Source organism: Flexibacter flexilis DSM 6793, from assembly GCF_900112255.1.
Lineage (GTDB): Bacteria > Bacteroidota > Bacteroidia > Cytophagales > Flexibacteraceae > Flexibacter > Flexibacter flexilis.
The window spans coordinates 302,250-324,786 of record NZ_FOLE01000002.1 but is presented as its reverse complement, the minus strand read 5'-3'; the positions used below and the strand labels follow the sequence as shown (position 1 = coordinate 324,786).

The 22,537-nt window shown below is 42.3% G+C and carries 22 protein-coding genes; 9 read left to right on the top strand and 13 right to left on the bottom strand.

Annotated features, from left to right (window positions below; genetic code table 11):
* Nucleotide 1: 1 nt before the first annotated feature.
* From BM090_RS05225 to BM090_RS05200, 6 genes are all read right to left on the bottom strand, one after another.
* Entirely contained in the window at nt 2–1,249 is a 1,248-nt protein-coding gene (locus BM090_RS05225; RefSeq protein WP_221405342.1) for an RNA polymerase sigma factor, read from the bottom strand.
* Nucleotides 1,236–1,592, bottom strand: coding sequence for a YciI family protein (locus BM090_RS05220; protein WP_091508632.1), 357 nt, complete (start codon nt 1,590–1,592; stop codon nt 1,236–1,238). Before BM090_RS05220 ends, BM090_RS05225 begins: the two co-directional genes overlap by 14 nt.
* A 111-nt stretch (nt 1,593–1,703) precedes the next feature.
* Nucleotides 1,704–1,913, bottom strand: coding sequence for a hypothetical protein (locus BM090_RS05215; protein WP_091508628.1), 210 nt, complete (start codon nt 1,911–1,913; stop codon nt 1,704–1,706).
* A gap of 23 nt (nt 1,914–1,936) precedes the next feature.
* The gene (locus BM090_RS05210; protein WP_091508625.1) at nt 1,937–4,090 is read right to left on the bottom strand and encodes an ATP-dependent helicase; all 2,154 of its coding nucleotides are present in this window, start codon (nt 4,088–4,090) and stop codon (nt 1,937–1,939) included.
* Between the two features lie 114 nt (nt 4,091–4,204).
* Nucleotides 4,205–4,867, bottom strand: a complete 663-nt coding sequence (locus BM090_RS05205) for a TMEM175 family protein (RefSeq protein WP_091508621.1) — start codon at nt 4,865–4,867, stop codon at nt 4,205–4,207.
* Nucleotides 4,868–4,951: 84 nt separating this feature from the next.
* The gene (locus BM090_RS05200; protein ID WP_091508619.1) at nt 4,952–6,580 is read right to left on the bottom strand and encodes an acyl-CoA carboxylase subunit beta; all 1,629 of its coding nucleotides are present in this window, start codon (nt 6,578–6,580) and stop codon (nt 4,952–4,954) included.
* 325 nt (nt 6,581–6,905) lie between these two features.
* On the opposite strand from BM090_RS05200, the gene BM090_RS05195 reads away from it, so the two are divergent.
* On the top strand, nt 6,906–7,445 hold the full coding sequence (locus BM090_RS05195) for a YfiR family protein (RefSeq protein WP_091508615.1): 540 nt from the start codon (nt 6,906–6,908) through the stop codon (nt 7,443–7,445).
* A 79-nt stretch (nt 7,446–7,524) separates the two neighbouring features.
* Nucleotides 7,525–9,567 (top strand): TonB-dependent receptor plug domain-containing protein, encoded by a 2,043-nt coding sequence (locus tag BM090_RS05190; RefSeq protein WP_091508612.1) that lies wholly within the window; start codon nt 7,525–7,527, stop codon nt 9,565–9,567.
* 90 nt (nt 9,568–9,657) lie between these two features.
* On the opposite strand, the gene BM090_RS05185 is transcribed toward BM090_RS05190, so the two are convergent.
* From BM090_RS05185 to BM090_RS05175, 3 genes are all read right to left on the bottom strand, one after another.
* The gene (locus BM090_RS05185; protein WP_091508609.1) at nt 9,658–10,620 is read right to left on the bottom strand and encodes an NYN domain-containing protein; all 963 of its coding nucleotides are present in this window, start codon (nt 10,618–10,620) and stop codon (nt 9,658–9,660) included.
* 295 nt (nt 10,621–10,915) lie between these two features.
* The gene (locus BM090_RS05180) at nt 10,916–11,389 is read right to left on the bottom strand and encodes a nucleoside deaminase (RefSeq protein ID WP_245756680.1); all 474 of its coding nucleotides are present in this window, start codon (nt 11,387–11,389) and stop codon (nt 10,916–10,918) included.
* Nucleotides 11,359–12,411 carry an RluA family pseudouridine synthase gene (locus tag BM090_RS05175; protein WP_221405341.1) on the bottom strand — a complete coding sequence of 351 codons (1,053 nt, stop codon included), beginning with the start codon at nt 12,409–12,411 and terminating at the stop codon, nt 11,359–11,361. Before BM090_RS05175 ends, BM090_RS05180 begins: the two co-directional genes overlap by 31 nt.
* A gap of 208 nt (nt 12,412–12,619) precedes the next feature.
* Here BM090_RS05175 and BM090_RS05170 point away from each other — a divergent pair, with 208 nt between their 5' ends.
* Nucleotides 12,620–13,402, top strand: coding sequence for a hypothetical protein (locus tag BM090_RS05170; protein ID WP_091508600.1), 783 nt, complete (start codon nt 12,620–12,622; stop codon nt 13,400–13,402).
* 85 nt (nt 13,403–13,487) lie between these two features.
* Here BM090_RS05170 and BM090_RS05165 read toward each other — a convergent pair whose 3' ends face one another.
* Entirely contained in the window at nt 13,488–14,393 is a 906-nt protein-coding gene (locus BM090_RS05165) for an AEC family transporter (protein ID WP_091508598.1), read from the bottom strand.
* Nucleotides 14,394–14,612: 219 nt separating this feature from the next.
* Nucleotides 14,613–14,795 carry a hypothetical protein gene (locus BM090_RS05160; protein WP_091508595.1) on the bottom strand — a complete coding sequence of 61 codons (183 nt, stop codon included), beginning with the start codon at nt 14,793–14,795 and terminating at the stop codon, nt 14,613–14,615.
* Nucleotides 14,796–15,103: 308 nt separating this feature from the next.
* Here BM090_RS05160 and BM090_RS05155 point away from each other — a divergent pair, with 308 nt between their 5' ends.
* The 6 genes from BM090_RS05155 (at nt 15,104) to BM090_RS05130 (ending at nt 19,529) form a co-directional block, all read left to right on the top strand.
* Nucleotides 15,104–15,550 carry a peroxiredoxin gene (locus BM090_RS05155; RefSeq protein ID WP_091508591.1) on the top strand — a complete coding sequence of 149 codons (447 nt, stop codon included), beginning with the start codon at nt 15,104–15,106 and terminating at the stop codon, nt 15,548–15,550.
* Between the two features lie 80 nt (nt 15,551–15,630).
* Nucleotides 15,631–16,305 (top strand): NUDIX hydrolase, encoded by a 675-nt coding sequence (locus BM090_RS05150; RefSeq protein ID WP_091508588.1) that lies wholly within the window; start codon nt 15,631–15,633, stop codon nt 16,303–16,305.
* A 25-nt stretch (nt 16,306–16,330) separates the two neighbouring features.
* Nucleotides 16,331–17,110 (top strand): LytR/AlgR family response regulator transcription factor, encoded by a 780-nt coding sequence (locus BM090_RS05145; RefSeq protein WP_091508585.1) that lies wholly within the window; start codon nt 16,331–16,333, stop codon nt 17,108–17,110.
* Between the two features lie 34 nt (nt 17,111–17,144).
* Entirely contained in the window at nt 17,145–17,651 is a 507-nt protein-coding gene (locus tag BM090_RS05140) for a phosphoribosyltransferase family protein (RefSeq protein WP_091508581.1), read from the top strand.
* A 3-nt stretch (nt 17,652–17,654) separates the two neighbouring features.
* Complete coding sequence (locus BM090_RS05135) at nt 17,655–18,548, top strand: CorA family divalent cation transporter (RefSeq protein WP_091508577.1); 894 nt, start codon at nt 17,655–17,657, stop codon at nt 18,546–18,548.
* A 69-nt stretch (nt 18,549–18,617) separates the two neighbouring features.
* On the top strand, nt 18,618–19,529 hold the full coding sequence (locus BM090_RS05130) for a class I SAM-dependent methyltransferase (RefSeq protein ID WP_091508573.1): 912 nt from the start codon (nt 18,618–18,620) through the stop codon (nt 19,527–19,529).
* Between the two features lie 76 nt (nt 19,530–19,605).
* Here the strand turns inward: BM090_RS05130 and BM090_RS05125 are convergent, their stop codons facing one another.
* Together BM090_RS05125 and BM090_RS05120 are read right to left on the bottom strand one after the other, a co-directional pair.
* A complete protein-coding gene (locus tag BM090_RS05125) occupies nt 19,606–20,934 on the bottom strand; it encodes a TolC family protein (protein WP_091508570.1) in 1,329 nt (442 codons plus the stop codon).
* Between the two features lie 21 nt (nt 20,935–20,955).
* Complete coding sequence (locus BM090_RS05120; RefSeq protein ID WP_091508567.1) at nt 20,956–22,536, bottom strand: DHA2 family efflux MFS transporter permease subunit; 1,581 nt, start codon at nt 22,534–22,536, stop codon at nt 20,956–20,958.
* Between the last annotated feature and the right edge of the window lies 1 nt (nt 22,537).

Genomic DNA, 22,537 nt, shown 5'->3' with positions numbered 1-22,537 from the left:
GCTATCCTTTCCGCAACGCCGCAATATGCTTGGCAAACATCTGCTTTTCGCCGCTGGACTGGCTCAATGTTATGGCTTTTTGATAATGTGCAATGGCTGTTTCGGACGCATCTGTTTGCCCGTACAAATAACCCAATAAAGCTTCATAATTTACATTTTCGTGCCACGCCAACACCTGCGTTTCGGCAATGGCCTGTGCTGCGCCATGCACTTTACTCACCGCAAAAAGCCGACTTAATACCATAATAGAAGAACTTTCTATTTGAGTGAGTTGGTCGTAAAGCTGTAAAATGTATGGCCATTTGTCAGGGCAGGGCGGTGCAGCGTGCCAATACGCAATACTGGCTTGCAAATGGTAGCGGCTGGGCGGCGGCTGAAGTTGCGAAAAAGCTTTTACCAAATAATAATTTCCTTTGTCTATCAGGGTTTTATCCCAAAGCGTTTGGTCTTGTTGCTCAAACAAAATGGCCTGCCCCGCCTCGTCGGTACGAGCGGCCAAGCGGCTACTCTGATAGCACATCAGCGAAAGCAAAGCATTGGTTTCGGGCGTGTTGGTGAGCGGATTTTCTACCAAAATGAGCATGAGCCGCACAGCTTCCGCACAAAGGTCTTGTCGTGTTTGCTGCTGGTTGGTTTGCGAAAAATAACCTTCATTAAAAAACAGATACAAGGTTTGTAACACTGTATTTAGCCGTTCCAGAATCTCTTTTTCCGATAAAGTTTCCAACTCAAACGCTTGATTTCGGAGATTGTTTCGGGCGCGATAAAGTCGTTTTTTGATGGTTTCGGCTTTGGCCAAAAAAGCGGACGCAATTTCTTCTACACTAAAACCGCACAGAATTTGCAAGGCCAAACAAACCTGTGCTTCGGGCGAGTTGTGTGGCTGGCAAACCGCAAAAATCATTGCTAATTGGCTGTCTGCAATGGTTTTGGGTGAAAATTCGAGATTGATTTCTGGGCTAATCGTGGTTTGGCCTGCTTGCCATTGCGGACGAATTTCTTTTTCAAAAAGGGTATTTCGGCGCAAATAATCCAGTGTTTTGTTTTTTGCAACGCGGTACAGCCACGAGGTAGGGTTGTCGGGGATTCCACTTGTCGGCCAACACTCAAAGGCTTTCAGGAAAGTTTCGCTGGCGATGTCTTCGGCAATTTCAATATGTTTCAAACCAAAATGACGACATAGTACCGCCGTCATTTTGGTGTATTCTGTTCTGAACAAATGGGGCAACAAATTGTTAGCTGTTGTCATTGGGCGTTACGATTGCTCTCACTTCCACGTTTCCGCCAATTCCCAGAATCGGGCATTGTTGTGCGATTAGGACGGCCTCGTTTATGTCGGCGGTTCGGACGATGATGTAGCCGTTGATAAATTCTTTGATTTCGGTGTAAGGGCCATCGGTTATCACGTTGTCGGGGCGCACGGTTTTGGCTTCAGACATCGAAAGTCGGTTGCCTTCGTCGGCCAACTTGTTTTGGGCTGCAACGCTTCCCATCCAGTTCATCCAGTCGGTCATGAGCTGTTGCATTTGTTGAGCCGAAGGCTTGGCTTCTGGATTAGCACTGTTCCTGAAAATTAACGCAAATTCTTTCATTTGAAATAAAGTTTATGGTTTTGTGTGCTAAAGACGTTTGAACGCGCCAGATGGGGACACTAACAACTTATTTTTTTCAAAAAAATTTTCACGCCGTCGAAAAACTATCTTTTAAGACTGCTGATTTTTTAGTTTTTGGACATACGCACTTGATTTTCCGTTCCAATAACAATGTTTACAACGGCCATTTTCAAACACGTGTTGGCAATTGGCGTAGCCATACAACACACTGGCACATTCGGGACAAAGTTGTGGTAGGGGCGAGACCTGCGCGAAAAATTCGCTACGGCATTCATCGCACTTGGAAATGATGGGAAGCATGGCGGATTTTGGTTTTCAGTTCATTAAGCCCCGACCGTTTGCCCGCAATACGGACACACAATCCAGAGTTTTTCCAGTTGGCTATAACATTTTTGGCAAAGAACCACCTTGTCCACCACCGACTTGGCGGGTAGCGAGGTCCGAACCGTGAAGTTTTCGGGGATTTCTTTCAAAAAACTCGATTCGTTGCCTTTTTCCGTAATCAAAAAAAGTTTGTCTTTGGCTCTGGTGATGGCTACATAAAAAAGCCTGCGCTCTTCCTCCATCAACAAATCGTGGTTGGCCTTTTTGATCACCTGAAAAATACGGTCTTCCAGCCAAATATCAGGAAAACCGCCGTAACCTTCCGTCAGGCCAAGAATAAACACGATTTTTGCCTCCAAACCCTTCGCCCCATGAATCGTTTTACCCGAAACTTTGATGCCTTGTTGCTTGAAATAATTCAAATAAGGCGTAAACATTTTACTTCTTCTGTACAGAAATAAAATATCGTCGTGCAAATAACCGTCAGCCAGCAATTCTTTTACTTTTTTGGCGCAAAAATGAATATTATCTTCTTCGTTATTTCCTGCATAAATCACGATTTTATGTTCGGATTTTTTGGAAGCAATAATATCTTTATTTACTTTAAATTTATTGTGCTTTATTACTTCATTACTCGCCCCAACGATGTTTTGAGTGCTTCTGTAATTTAAGTTTAATTTTATTAATTGAGAATTAGTAAAATGTTTCTCAAATTCGAGAATATAACTCACGTTAGAACCTCGAAATCCATAAATACTTTGCCAGTCGTCGCCCACACAAAAAAGCTGCGTATTTTCGGTTAAAAGTAGCTTGATTAATTCTACTTGTATGTTATTTACGTCCTGAAATTCATCTACCAAAATATATTGGTATCGCTGCTTATATACTTGCGCAATATCCGCGTGATTTTTAAATAAAGACGTAGAACGGCCAATCAGGTCATTAAAATCTAAATACGATTTGTCCACGCAATAATTATTGTATTGCAAGGCTATCGGAATGGCTAATTCATAAAAATTGCGTACTCGTTCGTGTGGGTCTGCTTGTGCTTTTTGCAAAATGCCTTCAAAGCTTAAATTATCCACTTTTATCATGTCCGTGATGCGCATGGTTTGCAACACAAAGTCTTTCACATCGTCATGATAACTGTTGAACTCTTCGCGGAACGAAAGCGAAACTTTTCGGTGATAATTGGCTGGTAACCTGTTTTTTATGATTTTTTCGAGCGTATGATTGAACAAGGCCGAGTCTTTCGTCATGCTTTCATACGTTTTCACCAAGAGCAAATTCCCTTTGTTGAATTGCTCTTCTTTATTTTTCATCGAAAAACTTTTGTCGCTGATGTGTTCCAAATAAATATTGGCATCAGGAATATAAAAATCGGGTCGGAAATAAAAATCTTTGACGTTTAATTCTGGCTCGTATTCGTATTTGATGCTGTGTCTGTAAAGCCAATCGGCAATATATTGTTCTGACTTAGAACGTACTTTTGTGCCGTCCAGTGTCGTAAAAAATTTACCGTCTTTAACAGGCAATTTATTTTCTTCTTTTCGTAGATGAATTTTATCTACTACATAATCCAAAATATAGCGTTTTAGCTTCAATAAATACGTTACATCTTCGCACTGATTAATTAATAATTTATGGAAAATATCAAATGTATTTTCGGGTGCTACGTGCGTAGAAATTTCTTCGTCTTCGGCTTGCTGTTCTGCGCCCAAAACCTTGAATTTGTTGTCAAATTCATTTACGCCATAGCTCCGCAATACCGTATAACAAAAGCTGTGAAACGTTCGGATTGTAAGATTATCAATCCATTTGTATTTCTTTTGCTGAAAATATCTTTCTCTATTTTTTTCTGTTTGGCTTAGCTTTTTATCAAAAAGTTTTTGCTCATATTCTCCTGTTGTGTCTGCCGAAATAATAAGACGGTCTATCATTTCATTGGCAGCATTTTTAGTAAAAGTAATCGCTAAGATATGCGCAGGATTTACGCCTTTTTCTTCGATAAGATAAATTAATTTCTGTAAAAGTGTTTTTGTTTTTCCTGAGCCAGCACCCGCCAAAACTAACAGTCTTTTTGCTTCACTTACTACGGCTTCGCGCTGTTGGTCGTTGAGCGAACTCAAATCTGTTTTGGTAGAGGTTTCCATTTTGTGTGGGTTTAAATATAAACTAAAAAGGCAATTTATCCCAGCAACTATAATCGAGAAATGAACAAATAGAAGTGGGTTTATTCGGACAAAACTATTGTATTTTCTGAAAAATTAAAACGGTGGTCGGCTTCTGGGTCTGCCATCGCGGTAGATTTCTTTGCGCCGCTCTTGGAGAATATACAGCGCACCAATCAAAAAAAGTGGCACTTTGGTGAACAGCAACACAAACGCAAGAGTAGGGTGGAAGAACGACAAAACGACTGCAATCGCGCCGTTGGCCATGTCCAGATTGCACATAAGCGCGTAGCGGCGTTGCTGTTCGGGTGCAATGTCGGGGCTAAGAAAATTCTTGCGCAGCGCGGCATAATCCCAAATGAGATTTTGTAAAATGGTGATTAGTAGTACATTAAGGCTGTACAAAAAAATGGCGGGGCTGTCGCCAAAATACGAACTGACCACCGTCGTACTAAACGGCAACACCACTATCAGAAACAGCCACGCAATATTGAGCAAAACCAACACGCGGTCGAGGCGATTGATGTAAATAAAAAAATCGTGGTGCGTTTTCCAGAAATTCGCGATGTTGATAAACGACAGCACAAAAGCCAAAATCGTTTTCCAAGGCCGCAGCAAATCCGCAAAACTCAGATGTTGCCCCGACGGAATTTCTAATTTGAGGTTCAGAGCCAGCAGCGTAATGGCAATGGCCACGATGGCATCACTAAAAAACAGGACTCTTTCAAAGGCTATTTCTTTTTTAAAAGATTCTTTCATGGGGCGTGTTTAGTTGTATCAAGCAAATATAAAAAAAGCAGGCCTCATTGCTTAAGCCTGCTTGTATTGATGAAAAAGAAAAAACTATGTTTGGATTACACCCACGTTATAGCGACGTTCGATAGGCGCGTTATTGGCTGCCCCGATGCCCAAGGAAATAGCGTTTCGGGTTTCTAACGGGTTAATCACATCGTCCACCCACAGGCGCGAAGCCGCGTAGTAAGGCGAAAGTTGTTCGTTGTAAGTTTGCGTTACGTCGGCCAGTAGCTTTTGTTCTGCTTCGGGCGTAATGGTTTCGCCTTTGGCTTTGAGCGTAGCTACTTGTATTTGCAAAAGGGTTTTGGCCGCTGCCGCGCCACTCATTACGGCCAGTTGTGAGGTTGGCCACGAGAAAATAAGACGCGGGTCGTAGGCTTTGCCACACATGGCGTAATTACCTGCTCCATAGGAGTTTCCGATGATAATTGTAAACTTCGGTACAACAGAATTGGCCATGGCGTTTACCATTTTCGCACCGTCTTTGATAATGCCTCCGTGTTCTGAACGGCTGCCCACCATAAAACCCGTTACGTCTTGTAGGAACACCAACGGAATTTTCTTTTGGTTACAGTTCATAATAAAACGCGCGGCTTTGTCGGCTGCGTCCGAATAAATCACGCCGCCCATTTGCATTTCGCCTTTTTTGGACTTGACGATTTTGCGCTGATTGGCCACAATACCCACAGCCCAGCCATCTATACGCGCATAACCGCACAGAATAGACTTACCGTAAAGTGCTTTGTATTCCTCAAATTCCGAATTATCTACCAAACGTTTGATTACTTCGCCCATGTCGTAAGGCTTGGTGCGGTCGGCGGGTAGAATATCAAAAATTTCTTCGGGATTTTCTTTGGGCAATTGTGGCGCGGCGCGGTCAAAACCTGCGCGGTCTGGCGCACCGATTTTGTCCATGAGATTTTTAATCGCATCCAAACAAGCCTCATCGTTGGGATATTTGTTGTCGGTTACGCCCGAAATTTCGCAATGCGTACTTGCGCCGCCAAGCGTTTCGTTGTCCACGTCTTCGCCAATGGCCGATTTGACCAAATACGAACCCGCCAAAAATACCGAGCCAGTGCCTTCCACAATCAGAGCTTCGTCGGACATGATGGGCAAATACGCGCCACCCGCCACACAGCTACCCATAATCGCGGCTATCTGAATGATGCCTTGCGAAGACATCATGGCATTGTTGCGGAAAATACGCCCAAAATGTTCTTTATCGGGGAAAACTTCGGCCTGCATCGGCAAATAAACGCCTGCGCTATCCACCAAATAAATGATTGGTAGGCGGTTTTCCATGGCGATTTCCTGTGCTCTTAGGTTCTTTTTGGCCGTAATAGGAAACCAAGCCCCCGCTTTTACAGTAGCGTCGTTGGCCACTACAATACATTGTCTATCACGTACATAGCCAATCATCACTACTACGCCACCCGACGGGCAGCCGCCTTCTTCTTGGTACATTCCTTCGGCCACAAACGTACCAATTTCTACGCGTGGCGTTCCTTCATCAAGTAAATATTCTATGCGTTCGCGAGCCGTGAGTTTTCCTTTGGCTTTATGGGCTTCAATTTTTTTGAGGCCGCCGCCAAGCTGTGTTTTTTTTCGTTTTTTCTCCAATTCATCGCAAAGAGCTTGTATGGCTTCTGCGTTGGGAGTTTGTGTTGTAATCATGGATTAAATTGGGTGTATGTTAGTAGATTCTTACTGATTCAAAGGTCGCGGTTTCTTTTCTTAAAACAATAAAATTGAGCTAAATTATGCGTAGGGAATAAGGGAAGAGATTCTTTTTTGGGATATTTACTTTTATATGTATGTTTTGTAGTTAAAAATTATTTTTTAAGAATAGATTCGTTTATCTTTGTGCTATTATGTAGTTTTTATTGTTTTTATCGAATAAAAAAAGTTGCTTTTTGTTTGTTTTGGGCATAAACACTAACGATTTTTGTTTTTTAGAGTTGTATTATCATACACATTAGTAAATTTCAACTATATCATAATGAAAAAAATACCACTTATTTCGACTTTATTATTGGTGATTATTTTGCTTGCTTCGGGTAAGGCGCAAGCGCAAAAGGTGGATTACAAAATAGCATCGTTATTTATCTATAATTTTGCTCAATATATACAATGGCCAGCCAATGAGGCCAGCCGCGAAGAATTTGTGATTGGCGTGGTGGGTAATTCGCCTGCTGCTATCTCCGAATTTAAAAAAGCTGTCGTAAATAGAAAAACCTCTAAGGGACAATCTGTCAAAGTGATCGCTTTAAAAAGTAATTATGAAGCCTTAGATTGTCATATTGTATTTGTGCCGTCGGGGGAGAGTAGTAAAATTGCTGAGCTTAAAGGTATTATTGATCAAAAGCCTATATTATTAGTATCCGAAAAAATGGGCTTGGCCAAAAAAGGTTCGCACATCAACTTTTTTATTGACGACGACGACGACTTTAAAACAAAATTTGAGCTAAATAAATCGGCCATTACACAGCATGGCTTGCGCGTATCTTCGGAGCTAACCGCTTTTGCCGTCGTAATATAAAAGTATAGAACACATTGTTTAATATTATCTAAAAATGATAGTCAATCCTTCCTAAACAATTGACTATCATTTGTTTTTTATGAAAAGAAAATTTTTACTTCTTATACATTTCTTTGCTTACAGCCAAATACTCATGGCACAAACGAGTAAAGACAGTCTTATTTCTGCGGATTCTGTTTCGCTACAACAACTACTCAATCTTAAATCTTCGGGGATTTCTAGTGAGCTGGAAAAAGATGTAAACGAGTCGGTGCAAGCCGCTTCCAAACGTCCGTTGCCTTTGCGCAAATCGCCCAGTATTGTGAGTGTCATTAGTAATGATGAAATTCAGATTTCGGGCGCACGCGATTTGGTGGACGTGCTGCGTCTGGTACCAGGTTTGGAGTTTGGAACAGACGTGCAAGGCGCGTATTCTATTGTTTTGCGCGGGAATGTTTCGACCGAAGGGAAAATTTTGCTGATGCTCGACGGAATGGAATTGAATGAAAATATGTACGCTTCTATTCAGATAGCTAATCGCATTCCCGTAGAACAAATTCGTCGTATTGAGGTGATTCGCGGGCCAGGTTCGGCTATTTATGGCGGTTTTGCCGAATATGGCGTGATTAATATTATTACCAAAAATGCTGACCGCAATGGATTTCGAGTAACAGCCGCCAATGGCATGGGCAAAGAAGGTTATATGCGCCAAACGGCCAGTGTAACGGCAGGTGTAGGCAATGAAAACGTACGTTTTGCGGCTGGAGCGTGGCTGGGACGTGCGCAACAAGGAGAAGGCAAATACCGTGATTTTTATGGAAATAGTTATGATTTGCGCGACAACCAAACTTTTCAGACGATGGCTGCCAATCTGCTTTTTACCTATAAAAACCTGTCTGTCAGTACATTTTTGGAGCAATACAACACCCAAATCCGTGATGGCTTTGATGAGGTACGTCCGCAAGCCTACGACAACAATTACAAAACATTGATTGTAGAAGCCAAGCATCAGGCCAATATTAGCCCCAACTTGCAGCTTACCACCAAGTTGAATTATAAATTTCAACGACCTTGGGAACTACGTGCCAGCAGCCTCAAGGTGGCTTCAGACGACAGTACCGAATACGAAGTTTATCAACGCAGCGTGGCACGTTACAAGCTCAACAGCACGATGAGTTATGATTTTACGAAAAAAATAAACCTAATTGCGGGAGCTGAATACTTTCAAGACATAGCCAAAACCGACTCAGTAACTGATATGTTTTATAACGGTAAAGACAAATTATCGTACAATAACATTGCTGTTTTTGCACAAAGTTTGTTTAAATATCGCTGGGCAAATATTACTGTTGGTGCACGTTACGACCACCACAGCCACGCGGGAGCTGCTTTTGCGCCACGTGTGGGCATTACGAAGCGTTATGACAAATGGCATTTTAAGTTATTATATGGCAACTCATTCCGTGCGCCAAGTGTCGAAAATATCAATTACAGCGAAAATGCAGGAATCAAACCCGAAAAATCTACCGTAATTGAATTGGAAGCAGGTTATCAATTGGACGAAAACTCTTTGATAACCATGAGTTTATACGACATAGAAACACGTAAAGTGATTGTGTATTCGAGCGTGGACGATGTGGAAGTATATAAAAACTTGCCCAAAACAGGCAGCCAAGGCATAGAGGCAGAATATCGTTACAAAAAAGATGGTTTATTCCTAACGGCCAATTATGCCTATTACACCAAAGCCAATAAAACTCAAATCGGTATTTATTCGGTGGAAGGCCACGACGGGGCAATTTTGGGAGCGGCACAACACAAAGTTAATTTGGTGTTGGGTTGGAATGTTACGAAAAAAATGAGCCTTGCGCCAAGCTTGAATTGGTTGGGCAAACGCTATGGTTATGCACCAGCTGACTTGTCGGGGTTGGGTGAATTGAAAGAGTACAAACCAACGGCTTTGCTTAATTTTTCGGTGCGTTACGTGGATTTCTTGATTCCTAACTTATCGGTAGTTTTGAGCGGCTATAATTTATTAAATGCGTCTAACCCATTGATTTGCAACTATTACAACGCAGGCGGACATACGGCCATGCCCAACAATCCACGCGAAGTGTTAGTGCGTTTTTCGTATAGATTTTAAAATTGGATTATTACAAACAGGTAGAATGCAGGCGCGGCCATGTTTTTATATAAAAACATGGCCGCGCCGTTTTGTAATACAATATTGTTTTTATTCGTAAATCGGGCTTACGTCTGTCGCGATCTCATCACCTTTGTCTCCCATTACAATCGTAAATTCTACTTTTTGGCCTTCGCGCAAGTCCGCAAAATCGCCATTGATTACTTTACTCCAGTGAAAGAATAAATTTTTTGGTTCGTAATTGATAAAACCAAAGCCATTTTTAAGGTTGTTGATGGTGCTAATTACCGTACCTGCATCGGTATGAATGGCAGGCTCAAAAGGCGGTATAAATTCTGGACGCTCCGCAGAAGGCGGGTTGCCGTAAGGTGTGTTATGGCGAGGCTGGAATTGTTCCTTTTGTACAAAAAGTTTATCTACGATTGGGTCGTATTTGTTGAGCTTCGTATCAATGATTTCTTGCATGGCTATCGGGTAGCTCACTTCCTGCAAAAGTTCCAAAGATGTAGTTGTTTTTTTCGGGCGGCCTGTGCGGCTGTCTGTATATTCAAAGTCCCAACCAAGTACCATTACCCTGATACCCAGCGTATTGAGTTTGCGAGCCAACGGCACATAATCTCCGTCCGAAGCAATGAGCACTACTACATTAAAGTTTTTGTAAATTGCTAATTCAAATACTTCTAAAGCCAACCAAACATCAATTCCTTTTTCTTCTCGCTTTCCGTCTCTGGATCTAAGGGGCAAATAGTGTGTTACAACGCCCTCATTCATCAAAATATCATCAAAAATTCTTTCTGCTAATAATTTATTCTGCTCTTCGGCTTCGTAAGATGTGAGGCGGCCTCTAAAATAATGCGCGTCTACTACTTTACACAAATCAAATTCTACACCTTCTTTTTTTGATACTTGATTTCTTACAAATTCATGAATCCCTGATATGCTAAGTCTTGATTTACGGCTGTGTTCATAATTGTAATAGTTACTTACGTGCGAAAAATAATTTCCATCGTAAAAAACGCCTATACGTGTCAATTTCCCATTAAAATCTGCCATTTCCTGATTTTTAAATTTTGTTGTACATCATTTTGAATAAAAGTAATAAAGGAAAGAAAGTGTTTGAAGCGGGTTATATTCTAAAAATCTAAAGTAAATAGGTAAATACTATAAAAAAAATTGGTTATGTGCGATTATAAGTATTATTAATTTTGAGTTTTTGAAAATTTTAAAAACTGAAGCATTAGCAAATATAAGCAATGAACCTATCAATTACTAAATATTGTGGTAAGTTTTAATTACCTTTTAAGACTTTTTTTGAAAATATTACAATCGAATATTGTACTATATTCATTTAGTTTTTTCGCTTTTTTCTAAAAAAATCAGTCATTAGCATTTTCGCTTCTTGCTCCATTACGCCCCCAATTACTTGGGTTTTGGGATGCATCAAGGCTTTATTTAGCACCGAAAAGCCGCGTTTGTGGTCTGGAGCAGCATAGACCACTTTCCGCAATTGCGCCCAATACAATGCCCCCGCACACATCGGGCAAGGCTCTACGGTAACGTACAAATCGCAATCTTTCAGGTATTTAGAACCCAAAAAATTAGCGGCTGCCGTGAGGGCCAACATTTCGGCGTGCGCCGTTACGTCGTGGAGCATTTCGGTTTGGTTGTGGGCTTTGGCAATCACCAGACTTTGGCACACGATTACCGCCCCAATCGGGATTTCGCCCAAGGTCTCGGCCTCGCGTGCCTGCTGCATGGCCATTTGCATAAATCGAATATCTGCCGCCTCCATTAGTCGTTGTAGTCGATGTAATGTTCCCATTTCTGAATGACAGCACTCAGGTCTTGCGGCAACTCCGAATCAAATTGCATGAACTCGCCCGTGCGCGGATGCACAAACCCCAACGACTTGGCGTGCAGGGCTTGGCGCGGCAACATCTGAAAACAATTTTCTACAAAAGTCTTATACTTAGAGAATTGTGTGCCTTTTAACACGCGGTCACCGCCATACGTCGTGTCGCCAAAAAGCGGATGCCCAATGTATTTGAAGTGGGCGCGAATCTGATGTGTACGTCCCGTTTCCAAGTTGCATTTAACCACCGAAACATAACGCAAACGCTTGAGTACCTGATAATGCGTAATGGCGTGGCGGCCAATACTTCCATCAGGAAAAGCATCTACGACGCGGCGGTCTTTGAAGCTGCGCCCCAAATGCACGTTGATAGTGCCTGCGTCTTGTTCGGGTTCGCCCCAAATCAGGGCGATGTAGGTGCGCTCAATGCTGTGGTCATAAAATTGCTTGGCCAAATGCACCATCGCCAGCTCCGATTTAGCAATCACAAGCAGCCCCGACGTGTCTTTATCGATGCGATGCACCAAACCCGGACGGCCTTCGCCGTTTTGGCTGGTCGGCAGTTGCTGAAAATGATACACTAAGGCATTGACCAACGTACCCGTATAATTGGCGTGGGCTGGGTGCACGACCATGCCCGCAGGTTTGTTCACGATAAGTAAATCATCGTCTTCAAACACAATGTTAAGCGGAATATTTTCGGGCAAAATGGTAGTATCTCGCGGCGGCTGTGGTAGCGAAATGCTGATAATATCGCGCGGTTTTACTTTATAACTGGCTTTGATTTTTTGGGTATTCACCAACACAAAACCATTGTCGATGGCCAGTTGGATTTTGTTGCGCGAAGCATTGGGTATTCTGTCTATCAAGAACTTATCTATACGCATGAGCGACTGCCCTTTGTCCACTTCTATTCTGTAATGTTCAAAAAGGCCATTTTCTTCGTCCGAAAATTCATTGAAGTCTTCTTCTGTCGTTTGGGTCATGCTCATAAGTTTTTATTCAAAATCAAAAATAAAGGCCACAAAGGTAAACATTTTTAGTATCCGAAAAGCGATGTCATATCATTCGGCATTTTCATACTACAATTGTCTGATTTTTTGGAATAATCAAATAGTTTTTGGTAAAATATTTTTTCAAAACCAAAGCAAAAACTAATTTGGCCAATAATTTTTAAGCAAACATTATATAAGATAGTTTATGAAAAAAAATGTACTCATGTTGGCCTTGTTGTTGGCGGTTGGCGGTTGGCAACAAGCATTCGGACAATGGAAAGGCGTGGCAGGCGGCTTGGGTTATACGTTTGGTTCGGCCACAGTAGGAGCGGCTGGTTATAATTCTACCACAGGCGGAGGTGCTTACGAACAAAAACGCAAATATAACGTTGCTACATTCAATTTAATGGCAGCTGGTGGACATGCTTTTTGGGATATGAATTTTGGTTTGCCTGTAAAGAAGAGCGACAAAATAGGCAATGTTTTTAATACAAAGCTTGCTTTTGGCGGATATTTAGGGAAACGTTTGGGCATTATGGTCGGCGGCCAATACAATTACATTACGATTCCAGATTTGGAAATGCCTTCGCCTTATGTTTCCTCGTTTGAAGGGGCTAAAACATGGAATCAACGTGGCGTGGGGGCGCATTTGCTGCTTAATCCGTCGGGTAAAGAAGATGGTAAATTGCTTTTGCGTTTCAGCCTCATGAACGAGTGGTTGCGCCGCGACAAGAAAAAATATAAAGGAGATGGCGGCACGTTTGAGGGCGCATTGTACTGGACAGATTCCGAAAGAAGTATTGGCTTGCAATTGGTGGCTACATTCTCGAATCTGAAGTGGGATTCGTACCAAGATAGCAGCAACAAAACCATTCCTGAGAACAAAGTAAATGTATTTAATTGTGCTGCTACGCTTCTTTTGCCGCTTTCGGCTTGTGGCGGTGCTTCTAGTACACGTACCACCATTATTACGATTACACCCAAATAACCCTAACTACACACATAAGTGCGAACGGCTGCCTCTTTCTTGAAGATGGTAGCCGTTTTTTGTTGAAATAGATTGAATTTTACTGTTATTGAATCATTTGCAGTACAAACCACCAACCGCCCGTAGTGAGCAAACTGGCCAAAATACTAATGCCAATAATGAGATTGACCAAATCAGGATTTAGTTCGTAGTCGGCGGCCATAATGCTGGCCGAAAGCAGGGTAGGCATGGCGGCTTCAAACACGCTAATTTGTACGATGCGTCCGTGCAAACCGAAGGCCAATACAATCCCAAATACAAGCAATGGTGCTATCAATAATTTGTAACATAGTGCTACGGAAATATGTTTGATTTGCAATTGCCAGCCTTTGAGTTTTAGTTGTAATCCGATCGAAAATAAAGCCAATGGCGCGACGGTTGCCGCCAGTTTGTCGAACAGCGGTGCAGCTAGTGAAATATCTATCCATAAAGGTAAAATTAAGGCCGCAATACAACCCAAAAATGGCGGAAAACGCAGTAATTTTCGGGTAATTATTCCCCAAGAAAAAGTATGATTGTCGGAGGAATTTACAGCCGTCATTAGCCCAACTGTAGAGAATAAAAAGAAGGTCATTTGGTCGCAAATAATCGCAATTCCGAGTTCTTTCTCGCTAAAATATGCCATAATAAGCGGAAATCCAACAAAGGATGTATTGCTCAATCCTGTGGTAAGTTTTAGCCCGCCAATGGTAGCATTGTCGAGTGTTTGTCGGCGGCTATAAAGCTCGATCCAGAGCCATGCACCAGCCCAAATAATTATGGGTGAAATTACTGGCAAAACAAGTTCGGTACTCCACTGGATATAAGGCAAATATTTGAAAGAAACTGCGGGTAATGCCACATAAATAATCCATGCATTAATGCCTTTGTGTGCGTCTTTGGGCAATGTTCCTGACTGGCGGAAGAGTGCACCAATGGCTATACATAAGCCGATTAGAATAAAATTTATCATAGCTGAACGAAATTATACTGTACTGATTGATAGTTGATTAGATTGCTTTGGGAAGTGATTTTAAAATAGTAAAGACTTTATGTAAGTAAAAAATAATAAAGCTCAAAAGCAAAATAAATAATATCAAAAATAAAATACGAAAATAAATAATTGTTCATAAAAAAACGCTATGTATTATTCATAATACATAGCGTTCTGTAATTGTTTTTTTGTAAAAAACTACTCAGCTTTTGGCTTACGGCCACGGCGAGATTTAACTTCTGTTTCTTCTTCAGCAGGATAAAGAGCCAACACGTTGTCGATTTCTTTTGTCAAACGGAACAATGCTTTCATTTGTTCTGTTGTTTCTGCTTTAAGAATCAATTGCTCGAGTTCTTCTCTGATTTTAGCTAATTTTTTCATTGGAATTTAAGATAAGGAGTTATAAATTTAAAACTGCGCTGTAAAAATAGTCATGTTTATTTCTCAAACAAAAAAATATACTTTTTTTTGGAAATTTAATTTAAAAATGACAAAAATTGACAGTTCATTTTATTTGATGAACGAGAAATATTTGTTTTTATTTTATTTAAAATACAGTAGAACAATGCAAAATTTGTGCGTGGCTTTTTGATAGAATATTTGTAGTTTTGTAAAATTTTTTTTTTATAAAAAAACAGTAAGTGTTTGACTGTCTGATAATTGATGTTTTTGTTTAATTCAAATTACTAATGCCTTTATCTATCAACGAGCAAGCTCCAGATTTTAGTTTACCTACTTCTGACGGGCAAATTTTTAGCCTTTCGGCCATCAAAGGAAAGCCTTGTATTTTATATTTTTATCCCAAAGATTTTTCGCGTGTTTGTAGTGCGGAAGCCTGCGAATTTCGGGACAATTTTGCCGAATTAAGAGGTTTGGACGTGGCCGTTTATGGCATCAGCCGCGACGATGTGGCTACACACGCACGTTTTCGCAAAGCACATCAATTGCCATTTGAGTTATTGGCCGACACCGATGGCAAAGTAGCCGAAGCCTACAAAGCCCTTGTGCCGATTATTAAACTCACGCGCCGCATTACGTATCTGCTTGATAGTGAGCATAAAATCGTGGCTGTTTACGAAAATATGTTCAATGCCCGCAATCACATACAACGCATGTTAACCAAGATGCAGCATTAAACCGCCCGCAATATTTAGAAGCCAACTTTTTTTACTAATTTGGCACAGTTTTAATTTAGGAATTACAAGCCCCTGATTTTATGAAGTTGTTTATCAACGATAGGCTTATCAATATTGTAAGGCACGAAGACATGCCTTTGAGCTACGAGGATTTTGATATGGTCGTGAACAGTCAAATTCCGCTAAAAAGTATCAAACTCATTGGTCATGTGCTGATTACGGACGGAACGCCCGCGTACATGGATTCGTTGTTGGCTTTGATGGAAGTAAAAAAACTCAAAAAATTAAAGTCTATTACCTTTATCGCCGAAGAGTACAAGGAGGTGAAGCGTTTTATCAAAAAACAATTCAAAATCATTGAAGCGGCTGGCGGTTTGGTGATGAAAGGCGACCGATTTTTGATGATTTATCGCCTCAAAAAATGGGATTTGCCTAAAGGCAAACTCGAAAAAGACGAGACCAAACTCGAAGGCGCGGTGCGCGAAGTGGAGGAGGAATGCGGAATTAAGGTTTTTCCCGAATCGAAAGTTTGTACTACGTGGCATACTTACGTGTCGGAAGGCCGCCGTATTTTGAAAAAAACAACGTGGTATCTGATGGAATGCACCGATGATTCGCACATTTCGCCCCAAACGGAAGAGGATATCGAGGAGTTGCGTTGGATGAATGAAGGCGAAGTAAATGTGGCTTTACAGAATAGTTATAGTTCCATTGCTGCCGTTTTTAATGAATATTGGCAAACGCAAGTGAGTTAATTAATAAATTGAAAATCAATACACTATGCTAAAAGTGCTTATCGTAGAGGACGAAGAAATAGCCGCCGAAAAACTCGAATGGCTTATTTTGCGACACGATGCTAACATTGTGGTATTGGATAAACTGGATTCTATCAAAAGTACGGTTCGGTGGTTGGAAAATAACCCAGCCCCCGACCTTATTTTTTTGGATATACACCTTTCGGACGGTTTGAGTTTTGAGCTTTTCAAAAAAGTCAAAATCGACGTACCGATTATTTTTACGACGGCCTACAACGAATTTGCGGTAAAAGCCTTTGAGGTGAATAGCGTAGATTATTTGCTAAAACCCATCAAAGCCGACGACATCGCCCGCAGTTTGTATAAGTACGAGCAACTGTATCAACAAAAAAATACGCCTTCTTTGGGTTTTGATGTCAATACGTTGTTGGAGGCTATTCGGCAACAACAAATCCCAACAAAGGCTTATAAATCAAGGTTTTTGGTCAAACTTGGCCAGCGTATTTGGTCTGTGCCAGTGGAAGAAATCGCGTATTTTTTTGCCGAAGACAAACTGATTTTTATGGTTTGTACGGACAAGCAAAAAATTCCTGTAGATTATACCTTAGACCAACTCGGCGAGATGCTCGACCCCGCCCTTTTTTTCAAAGCCAATCGGCAATTTATTGTCAAAATAAATAGTATTAGCAGCATTATGCCTTACAGCAACAGCCGCATCAAAGTACATTTGCAACCACCCGAACCGCGCGAGCTGATCATTAGCAATGATAGAGCTCCGCTTTTCAAACAGTGGTTAGATCAATAATTTGTTTTTGTTTTATCCTGAAATAATATAAAATATGTCTGCTGCCAATCAATTGCTTAACCCGCGCCAAACCGCCCAGAAAGTAACGCGTATGGCCTACGAAATTTGTGAACAAAACTTAGAAGAAAGCAATGTTATTGTTGCTGGAATTTTTGATGAAGGCTACCGCTTGGCGCAAATGTTAGTGGAGCAATTGCGTGCCATTGCACCATTCACGGTGGAACTTTTGCAAGTAAAATTAGACAAAACAGCCGCCACACAACCGAATGTATTGTTAGATAATTCTAGTATTTCTTTTGAAAATCAAGCAGTTGTGTTGGTAGATGACGTACTAAACAGTGGCCGAACTCTTACTTATGCCCTTGCACCATTTTTGGCCAAAGGCTGCAAAAAATTGCAAGTAGCCGTGTTGGTAGAACGCAGCCATCGTACTTTTCCGATTCGTGCCGACTTTGTGGGCTATGCGCTGGCCACCACCATTCAGGAGCATATTTCTGTGCAATTGAGTGAGGCGGAAAGCGTTGGCGTTTATTTGGGTTAATCCATGATAAATACAATAAAAACGGGTGCTTTTCGGTGGTTGGATATTGTCTTGCCTACATCCCAAGAGTTAGAGGAATTGGCACAGACTTACGCCCTGCCGAGTCATTACGTGAATGCGTGTTTGGATCCTGAGCATTTGCCGCGCTTTCAGGTTATGGAAGGTGGCGGAACGTACGTGATGTTGCGCCAATATATGCCCGATGCGGAGGCCGAAGCTGATACCATTCGGGAAATGACGCAGAAAATCGCCATTTTTTATGGAGAAAATTTTTTGATTACGATTCACCGAAAGCCGCAACAACTGTTGGATGAATTTTTTCAGCGAACAGCCCAAAATGCGAATATCTCCGTAGCCCAAACGATAGAAGCCATCGTTAATTTTTGTGTGCAGAGCTATGAACTGCCCATTGAGCAGGCTTCAGACCAACTGGAAGACTATGAGGAAATGATTATTCTCAAAAAGCCCAGTTCCCTGATGATTCAGCGACTTTTTTATATCAAAAGGCGCATGAATCTGATAAAGCGTTTGCTTTCGTTTACGCACGAAATCGCCTTGCAATTGCCCGACCTTACGCCCCAAGACAAGCGGCACGAACCCGTGCATCTGGTAGAAAAGCTCTCGTTTCGGACGGAACAGGTATTAGAAATGGCTAACTCACTGATGAACTTGCATTTGGCTTTGGAGTCGCATCGCACCAACGAGGTAATGCGCGTGCTAACCTTGTTTTCGGTATTTTTTATGCCCATTACGTTTATTGCGGGGGTTTATGGCATGAATTTCAGTTATATGCCCGAACTGCAACACAAATGGGGTTACCCAATTGCTTTGTTAGGAATGTTGGCTACAGGTGTAGGACTTTTTGTTTGGTTTAAAAGAAAAGGTTGGTTGCGCTAACTTGCATTTATCCCTATCTTTGAAGTTTTTAAGCCAAATTTTGAATTGATTTTATCAAGTATATAAGAAATGAGCAAACCTTTGTCGCCTGTTACGCAAAAGGCAGAAGTAGAATTAGACGAAAACTTTACAGCAGCCGAAATCATAGCGGCCTATCGCAAAGATAACATTGATGTTGCCGAATATTTTGCAGGACTCACACAAGTAAATTTGTATAAATGCACGGCTACGGGCTACCGTTTTTTTTATCCATATTCTGTGATTGGGCGTTCGTCATTGTACGACCAATTGCAAAAGCAACACGGCTATTATATGGTAGAAAAATGGGAACATACGCAAGCCCTTGAGCATATCAAGCCAACCGATTCGGTGTTGGAAGTGGGTTGTGGAAACGGAAATTTTCAGGAGCGTTTGCGCAAAAAAGGCGTAACGAATGCCGTTGGCCTTGATTTTAGCGACGATGCCATCAAGTGGGCAAAAGAAAAAGGCCTGACCGTTTACCAACAAAGCATACAAGACTATGCCAAACTGCACCCAAACACTTACGATGTGGTTTGCTTTTTTCAGGTGTTAGAGCACATCGACGATATACATTCGTTTATGTCGGCGGCGGTGTCGGCCCTCAAACCCAACGGAAAATTGATTATCGCCGTGCCTAACAGCAACCCGTATTTGTATCGTTACGACCGCCTGCACGCCCTGAATTTGCCGCCGCATCACATGGGACTTTGGGACAAAAAGGCGTTGGCCGCCATTGCGCCACATTTTGGCCTAAAAACGTTATCTGTACAAACAGAAGTGCTATTGCCGCAATATCGTTCGGGTTTCCGTAATGCTTATATAAAACATTTGGAGAAAAGTAAACCATTGCAAGCCAGTGTGTTAAAACTTGTACCTGCTTTTGTGTTCAAATTCTTTTTGGCGCAGTCGGAAGCCTCCAAAGATGGCCGCAACTTGTTGGCCGTGTATGAGAAACAATAATATTTTTCAATAAAAAATAACTCCCGCTTTTGGCCGATTGTAAGCCGAAAGCGGGAGTTTGTGTTTAAAAACTTCCTTACAACTGCCCGACGGCTACCGTGTAGTTGAGGCGAGCCACTAAGTAGTTGTAGCAGGCCAATACGTAATTTTCTTCGGTGTTGGTAACGGTGCTTTCTGTGTTCAGGATTTTTTCGTAGCTGAACGACCCCAGTTGCAACTGTTGTTGTTGATTCTGAAATATTTGCTTGGCCAACTCATAGTTTTTTTGTGCATTGCCGAAGTTTTTGGCGGCATTGGCAAGTTCCGAACTGGCTTGTTCTATTTCATGAATCGTAGTTTGTTTTTGGTGTTCTTGTTTGGCGCGTATTTTCTGCGACTCCAAACTGATTTGCTGCAAATGGTTGCGGTTCGTGAACTGCCCCGTAAGCGGCACAGACAACTGCAAACCAATGCCACTGAACGAAGACCACCATTTGCCCATTGTGTAATCATAATTAAACTCGGCGTTGAGGTATTGGGCGGAATAATTGGCCACAAACGAGAGCGTCGGCAACACCATTTGGCGTTGTTTTTTGCCTTGCAAAATGTTATGTTTTTCTTCCAAACTCAAAATCTGGTATTCGATGCGCTTGTCGGCGGCTGCGTAGTCTGGTGCCACAACGTCCGTAACACTCACTACGCCCAATTTGTCCGTTAGTACAAGTGTCGTGCTGTCCGTTACATTGAGTTGATAACGAAGCGTTTGGAGACTGTAATCATAGTTTTGTTTACTGATTTGGGTTTGTTGTTGGGCGTTTTCGTAGTCGAGTTTGGCGCGTAAAAAATCATTGTCCACCAATGTCCCGTTTTTGTGTTTGCCTTCGGCTAATTTGGCGTAAGTTTCAAAACGGCGTTCTTCTTCTTTGGCCAAATCGTGTTGCAATTGGCGCAACAATACGTTCAGATACGAATAGCTGATTTGTTTTTTTATTTCAATTTCTTGTAAATGAACTTGTTGCTCGTCAATGAGTTTGCTGCTCTGCGCCAATTGGATATTGGTATTCAGGCTGGGATTATAAAGCGGCTGGTGCAATTCGAGCGCAAATATACTGGTGCTTTTCGCGCCCAAAGCCACCAATCGGCCTTCGGTCATTCCCACAAACCCTGGCGGAATGAAAGTGGCTTGTATTTTGGGGCTGTAATGAATGTTTCCAGTGGCTTTGAGGTCTGGAAGTAAATTATTTTTCTGTTCCTGAATTTTTTTGTCGGCCAGCTCAAGGTCATAACGCATGGCTTTTACATCATATCTATTCTGCAAACCCAAATTTTGAGCTTCTTGCATACTCAGACTGAGTGTGTTTTGGCTGTGTGCCCCGATGCTGGCGGCCAGCACCAGCAAGAAGGTAATTGAATTAAATATTTTCATAACGATTCGTCTTTTTGTTGATTAGTGACCACTGTCGGCCTGAATGCTGCCGCCTTTGGGTGTTTTGAGTAATAAAATCAGCGGCACGCAGAACAAAACCGCAAATCCCAACGTGAAAAATCCCTGACAATAGGCTACGATGGCTTGCTGTTTGGTTACCGAACTGGCCATGAGTTGCAAAGCTCCCGTGTAGGCTTCATCTGCCGAATAGCCAATACTTTTGAGCGTTTGCGTAAGGCCAGCCATTTGGTCGGTGGACATGGCATTAAATTCTGAAATATTCGTGCGCAAAATGCTTCGTACCTGCATCGTGCTGTTATTCAGGAAGATATTAATGAAAGCAATCCCCACGGCACCGCCCAACTGCCGCAACATATTGGACAAACCCGCGGCTTGCGCCAAATCCCGACCCGTAAGGCCTGCCACCGACAAGCCAATTACTGGTGACATCATGAACGCAGCCCCAACGCCACGCATCAGAAACGGCACGAAAAAGAAATCGCTGTTGGCGTCTGGCGAAGCAAATGAAAGCCAAAACAAAAAGCCCGACATCATCAAAGCTCCGAAAATCATCAATGCTTTGGGGCTTACGCCTTTTTTGAGAAATCCCGCCACGACGGGCATCGAAAACGCCGTCATAAGCGAACCCGGTATCATAAACGCACCTGTTTGGGTGGCCGTCCAGCCAAGCGAAGTTTGGGCGAACAGTGGGAAAATGAATACAGAACCCGTAATCGCTGTGCCCACTATCATGTTCAGCACGTTGCCGATTTTGAGGTTATAGCTTTTGTAAAGCCTGAGATTAACGGCTGGGTAGTCTATCATTAATTCCCGCCACACAAAAGCAATAATGCCTAAGGCCGAAAAGATGGCAAACACAGTGATTTCGGCACTTTCAAACCAGTCGTGCATTGCGCCTTCTTCCAAAATATATTGCAAACAGCCCAAACCAATGACCAGAAACAGAATGCCCCACCAGTCCATTTTTTCGGGTTTTTCGGCTCCCGTCAAGTCAGGCACGAATTTCCATGCCAAAATAGCAGCGATAATGCCAATCGGAAGGTTAATAAAAAACACCCAATGCCAACTTAAATTGTCGGTAATGAGGCCGCCCATCACAGGCCCAAACGTTGGCCCAAGTATTACACCCAAACCAAAAATGGCTGTGCCTGTGGCTTGTTTTTCGGGTGGAAATGCGCCAAAGATGATGGATTGGGACGTAGAAAGGAGTCCGCCGCCGCCCATACCTTGCACAAATCGCCAAAAGACCAATGTCCACAAATCCGTAGAAAAACCGCACATCAGCGAAGCCAGTGTAAAGATGGCCACCGATGCCGTGAAGTAAAGTTTGCGCCCAAACAGTGCCGAAAGCATCGCCGAAAGCGGAATAATAATAACGTTCGCAACGCTGTAACTGGTTACGACCCAAGCGATTTCGGAAGTACTCGCGCCAATATTGCCGCTAATTTCGCTGAGCGATACGTTTACGACGGTCGTATCTATCAGCTCCAACAGCGCACACACGATGGCCGTCCCCACGAGAATTGCCCGCGTGAGACCTGTCGGGTAAACAGGCGGAGCAATTTGTTTTGATGTTTCCATG

What these genes read in the sequence shown, in the direction of transcription:
- BM090_RS05225 (WP_221405342.1), bottom strand. Translation starts at nt 1,249, where the DNA reads ATGACAACAGCTAACAATTTGTTGCCCCATTTGTTCAGAACAGAATAC.
- BM090_RS05220 (WP_091508632.1), bottom strand. Translation starts at nt 1,592, where the DNA reads ATGAAAGAATTTGCGTTAATTTTCAGGAACAGTGCTAATCCAGAAGCC.
- BM090_RS05215 (WP_091508628.1), bottom strand. Translation starts at nt 1,913, where the DNA reads ATGCTTCCCATCATTTCCAAGTGCGATGAATGCCGTAGCGAATTTTTC.
- BM090_RS05210 (WP_091508625.1), bottom strand. Translation starts at nt 4,090, where the DNA reads ATGGAAACCTCTACCAAAACAGATTTGAGTTCGCTCAACGACCAACAG.
- BM090_RS05205 (WP_091508621.1), bottom strand. Translation starts at nt 4,867, where the DNA reads ATGAAAGAATCTTTTAAAAAAGAAATAGCCTTTGAAAGAGTCCTGTTT.
- BM090_RS05200 (WP_091508619.1), bottom strand. Translation starts at nt 6,580, where the DNA reads ATGATTACAACACAAACTCCCAACGCAGAAGCCATACAAGCTCTTTGC.
- BM090_RS05195 (WP_091508615.1), top strand. Translation starts at nt 6,906, where the DNA reads ATGAAAAAAATACCACTTATTTCGACTTTATTATTGGTGATTATTTTG.
- BM090_RS05190 (WP_091508612.1), top strand. Translation starts at nt 7,525, where the DNA reads ATGAAAAGAAAATTTTTACTTCTTATACATTTCTTTGCTTACAGCCAA.
- BM090_RS05185 (WP_091508609.1), bottom strand. Translation starts at nt 10,620, where the DNA reads ATGGCAGATTTTAATGGGAAATTGACACGTATAGGCGTTTTTTACGAT.
- BM090_RS05180 (WP_245756680.1), bottom strand. Translation starts at nt 11,389, where the DNA reads ATGGGAACATTACATCGACTACAACGACTAATGGAGGCGGCAGATATT.
- BM090_RS05175 (WP_221405341.1), bottom strand. Translation starts at nt 12,411, where the DNA reads ATGAGCATGACCCAAACGACAGAAGAAGACTTCAATGAATTTTCGGAC.
- BM090_RS05170 (WP_091508600.1), top strand. Translation starts at nt 12,620, where the DNA reads ATGAAAAAAAATGTACTCATGTTGGCCTTGTTGTTGGCGGTTGGCGGT.
- BM090_RS05165 (WP_091508598.1), bottom strand. Translation starts at nt 14,393, where the DNA reads ATGATAAATTTTATTCTAATCGGCTTATGTATAGCCATTGGTGCACTC.
- BM090_RS05160 (WP_091508595.1), bottom strand. Translation starts at nt 14,795, where the DNA reads ATGAAAAAATTAGCTAAAATCAGAGAAGAACTCGAGCAATTGATTCTT.
- BM090_RS05155 (WP_091508591.1), top strand. Translation starts at nt 15,104, where the DNA reads ATGCCTTTATCTATCAACGAGCAAGCTCCAGATTTTAGTTTACCTACT.
- BM090_RS05150 (WP_091508588.1), top strand. Translation starts at nt 15,631, where the DNA reads ATGAAGTTGTTTATCAACGATAGGCTTATCAATATTGTAAGGCACGAA.
- BM090_RS05145 (WP_091508585.1), top strand. Translation starts at nt 16,331, where the DNA reads ATGCTAAAAGTGCTTATCGTAGAGGACGAAGAAATAGCCGCCGAAAAA.
- BM090_RS05140 (WP_091508581.1), top strand. Translation starts at nt 17,145, where the DNA reads ATGTCTGCTGCCAATCAATTGCTTAACCCGCGCCAAACCGCCCAGAAA.
- BM090_RS05135 (WP_091508577.1), top strand. Translation starts at nt 17,655, where the DNA reads ATGATAAATACAATAAAAACGGGTGCTTTTCGGTGGTTGGATATTGTC.
- BM090_RS05130 (WP_091508573.1), top strand. Translation starts at nt 18,618, where the DNA reads ATGAGCAAACCTTTGTCGCCTGTTACGCAAAAGGCAGAAGTAGAATTA.
- BM090_RS05125 (WP_091508570.1), bottom strand. Translation starts at nt 20,934, where the DNA reads ATGAAAATATTTAATTCAATTACCTTCTTGCTGGTGCTGGCCGCCAGC.
- BM090_RS05120 (WP_091508567.1), bottom strand. Translation starts at nt 22,536, where the DNA reads ATGGAAACATCAAAACAAATTGCTCCGCCTGTTTACCCGACAGGTCTC.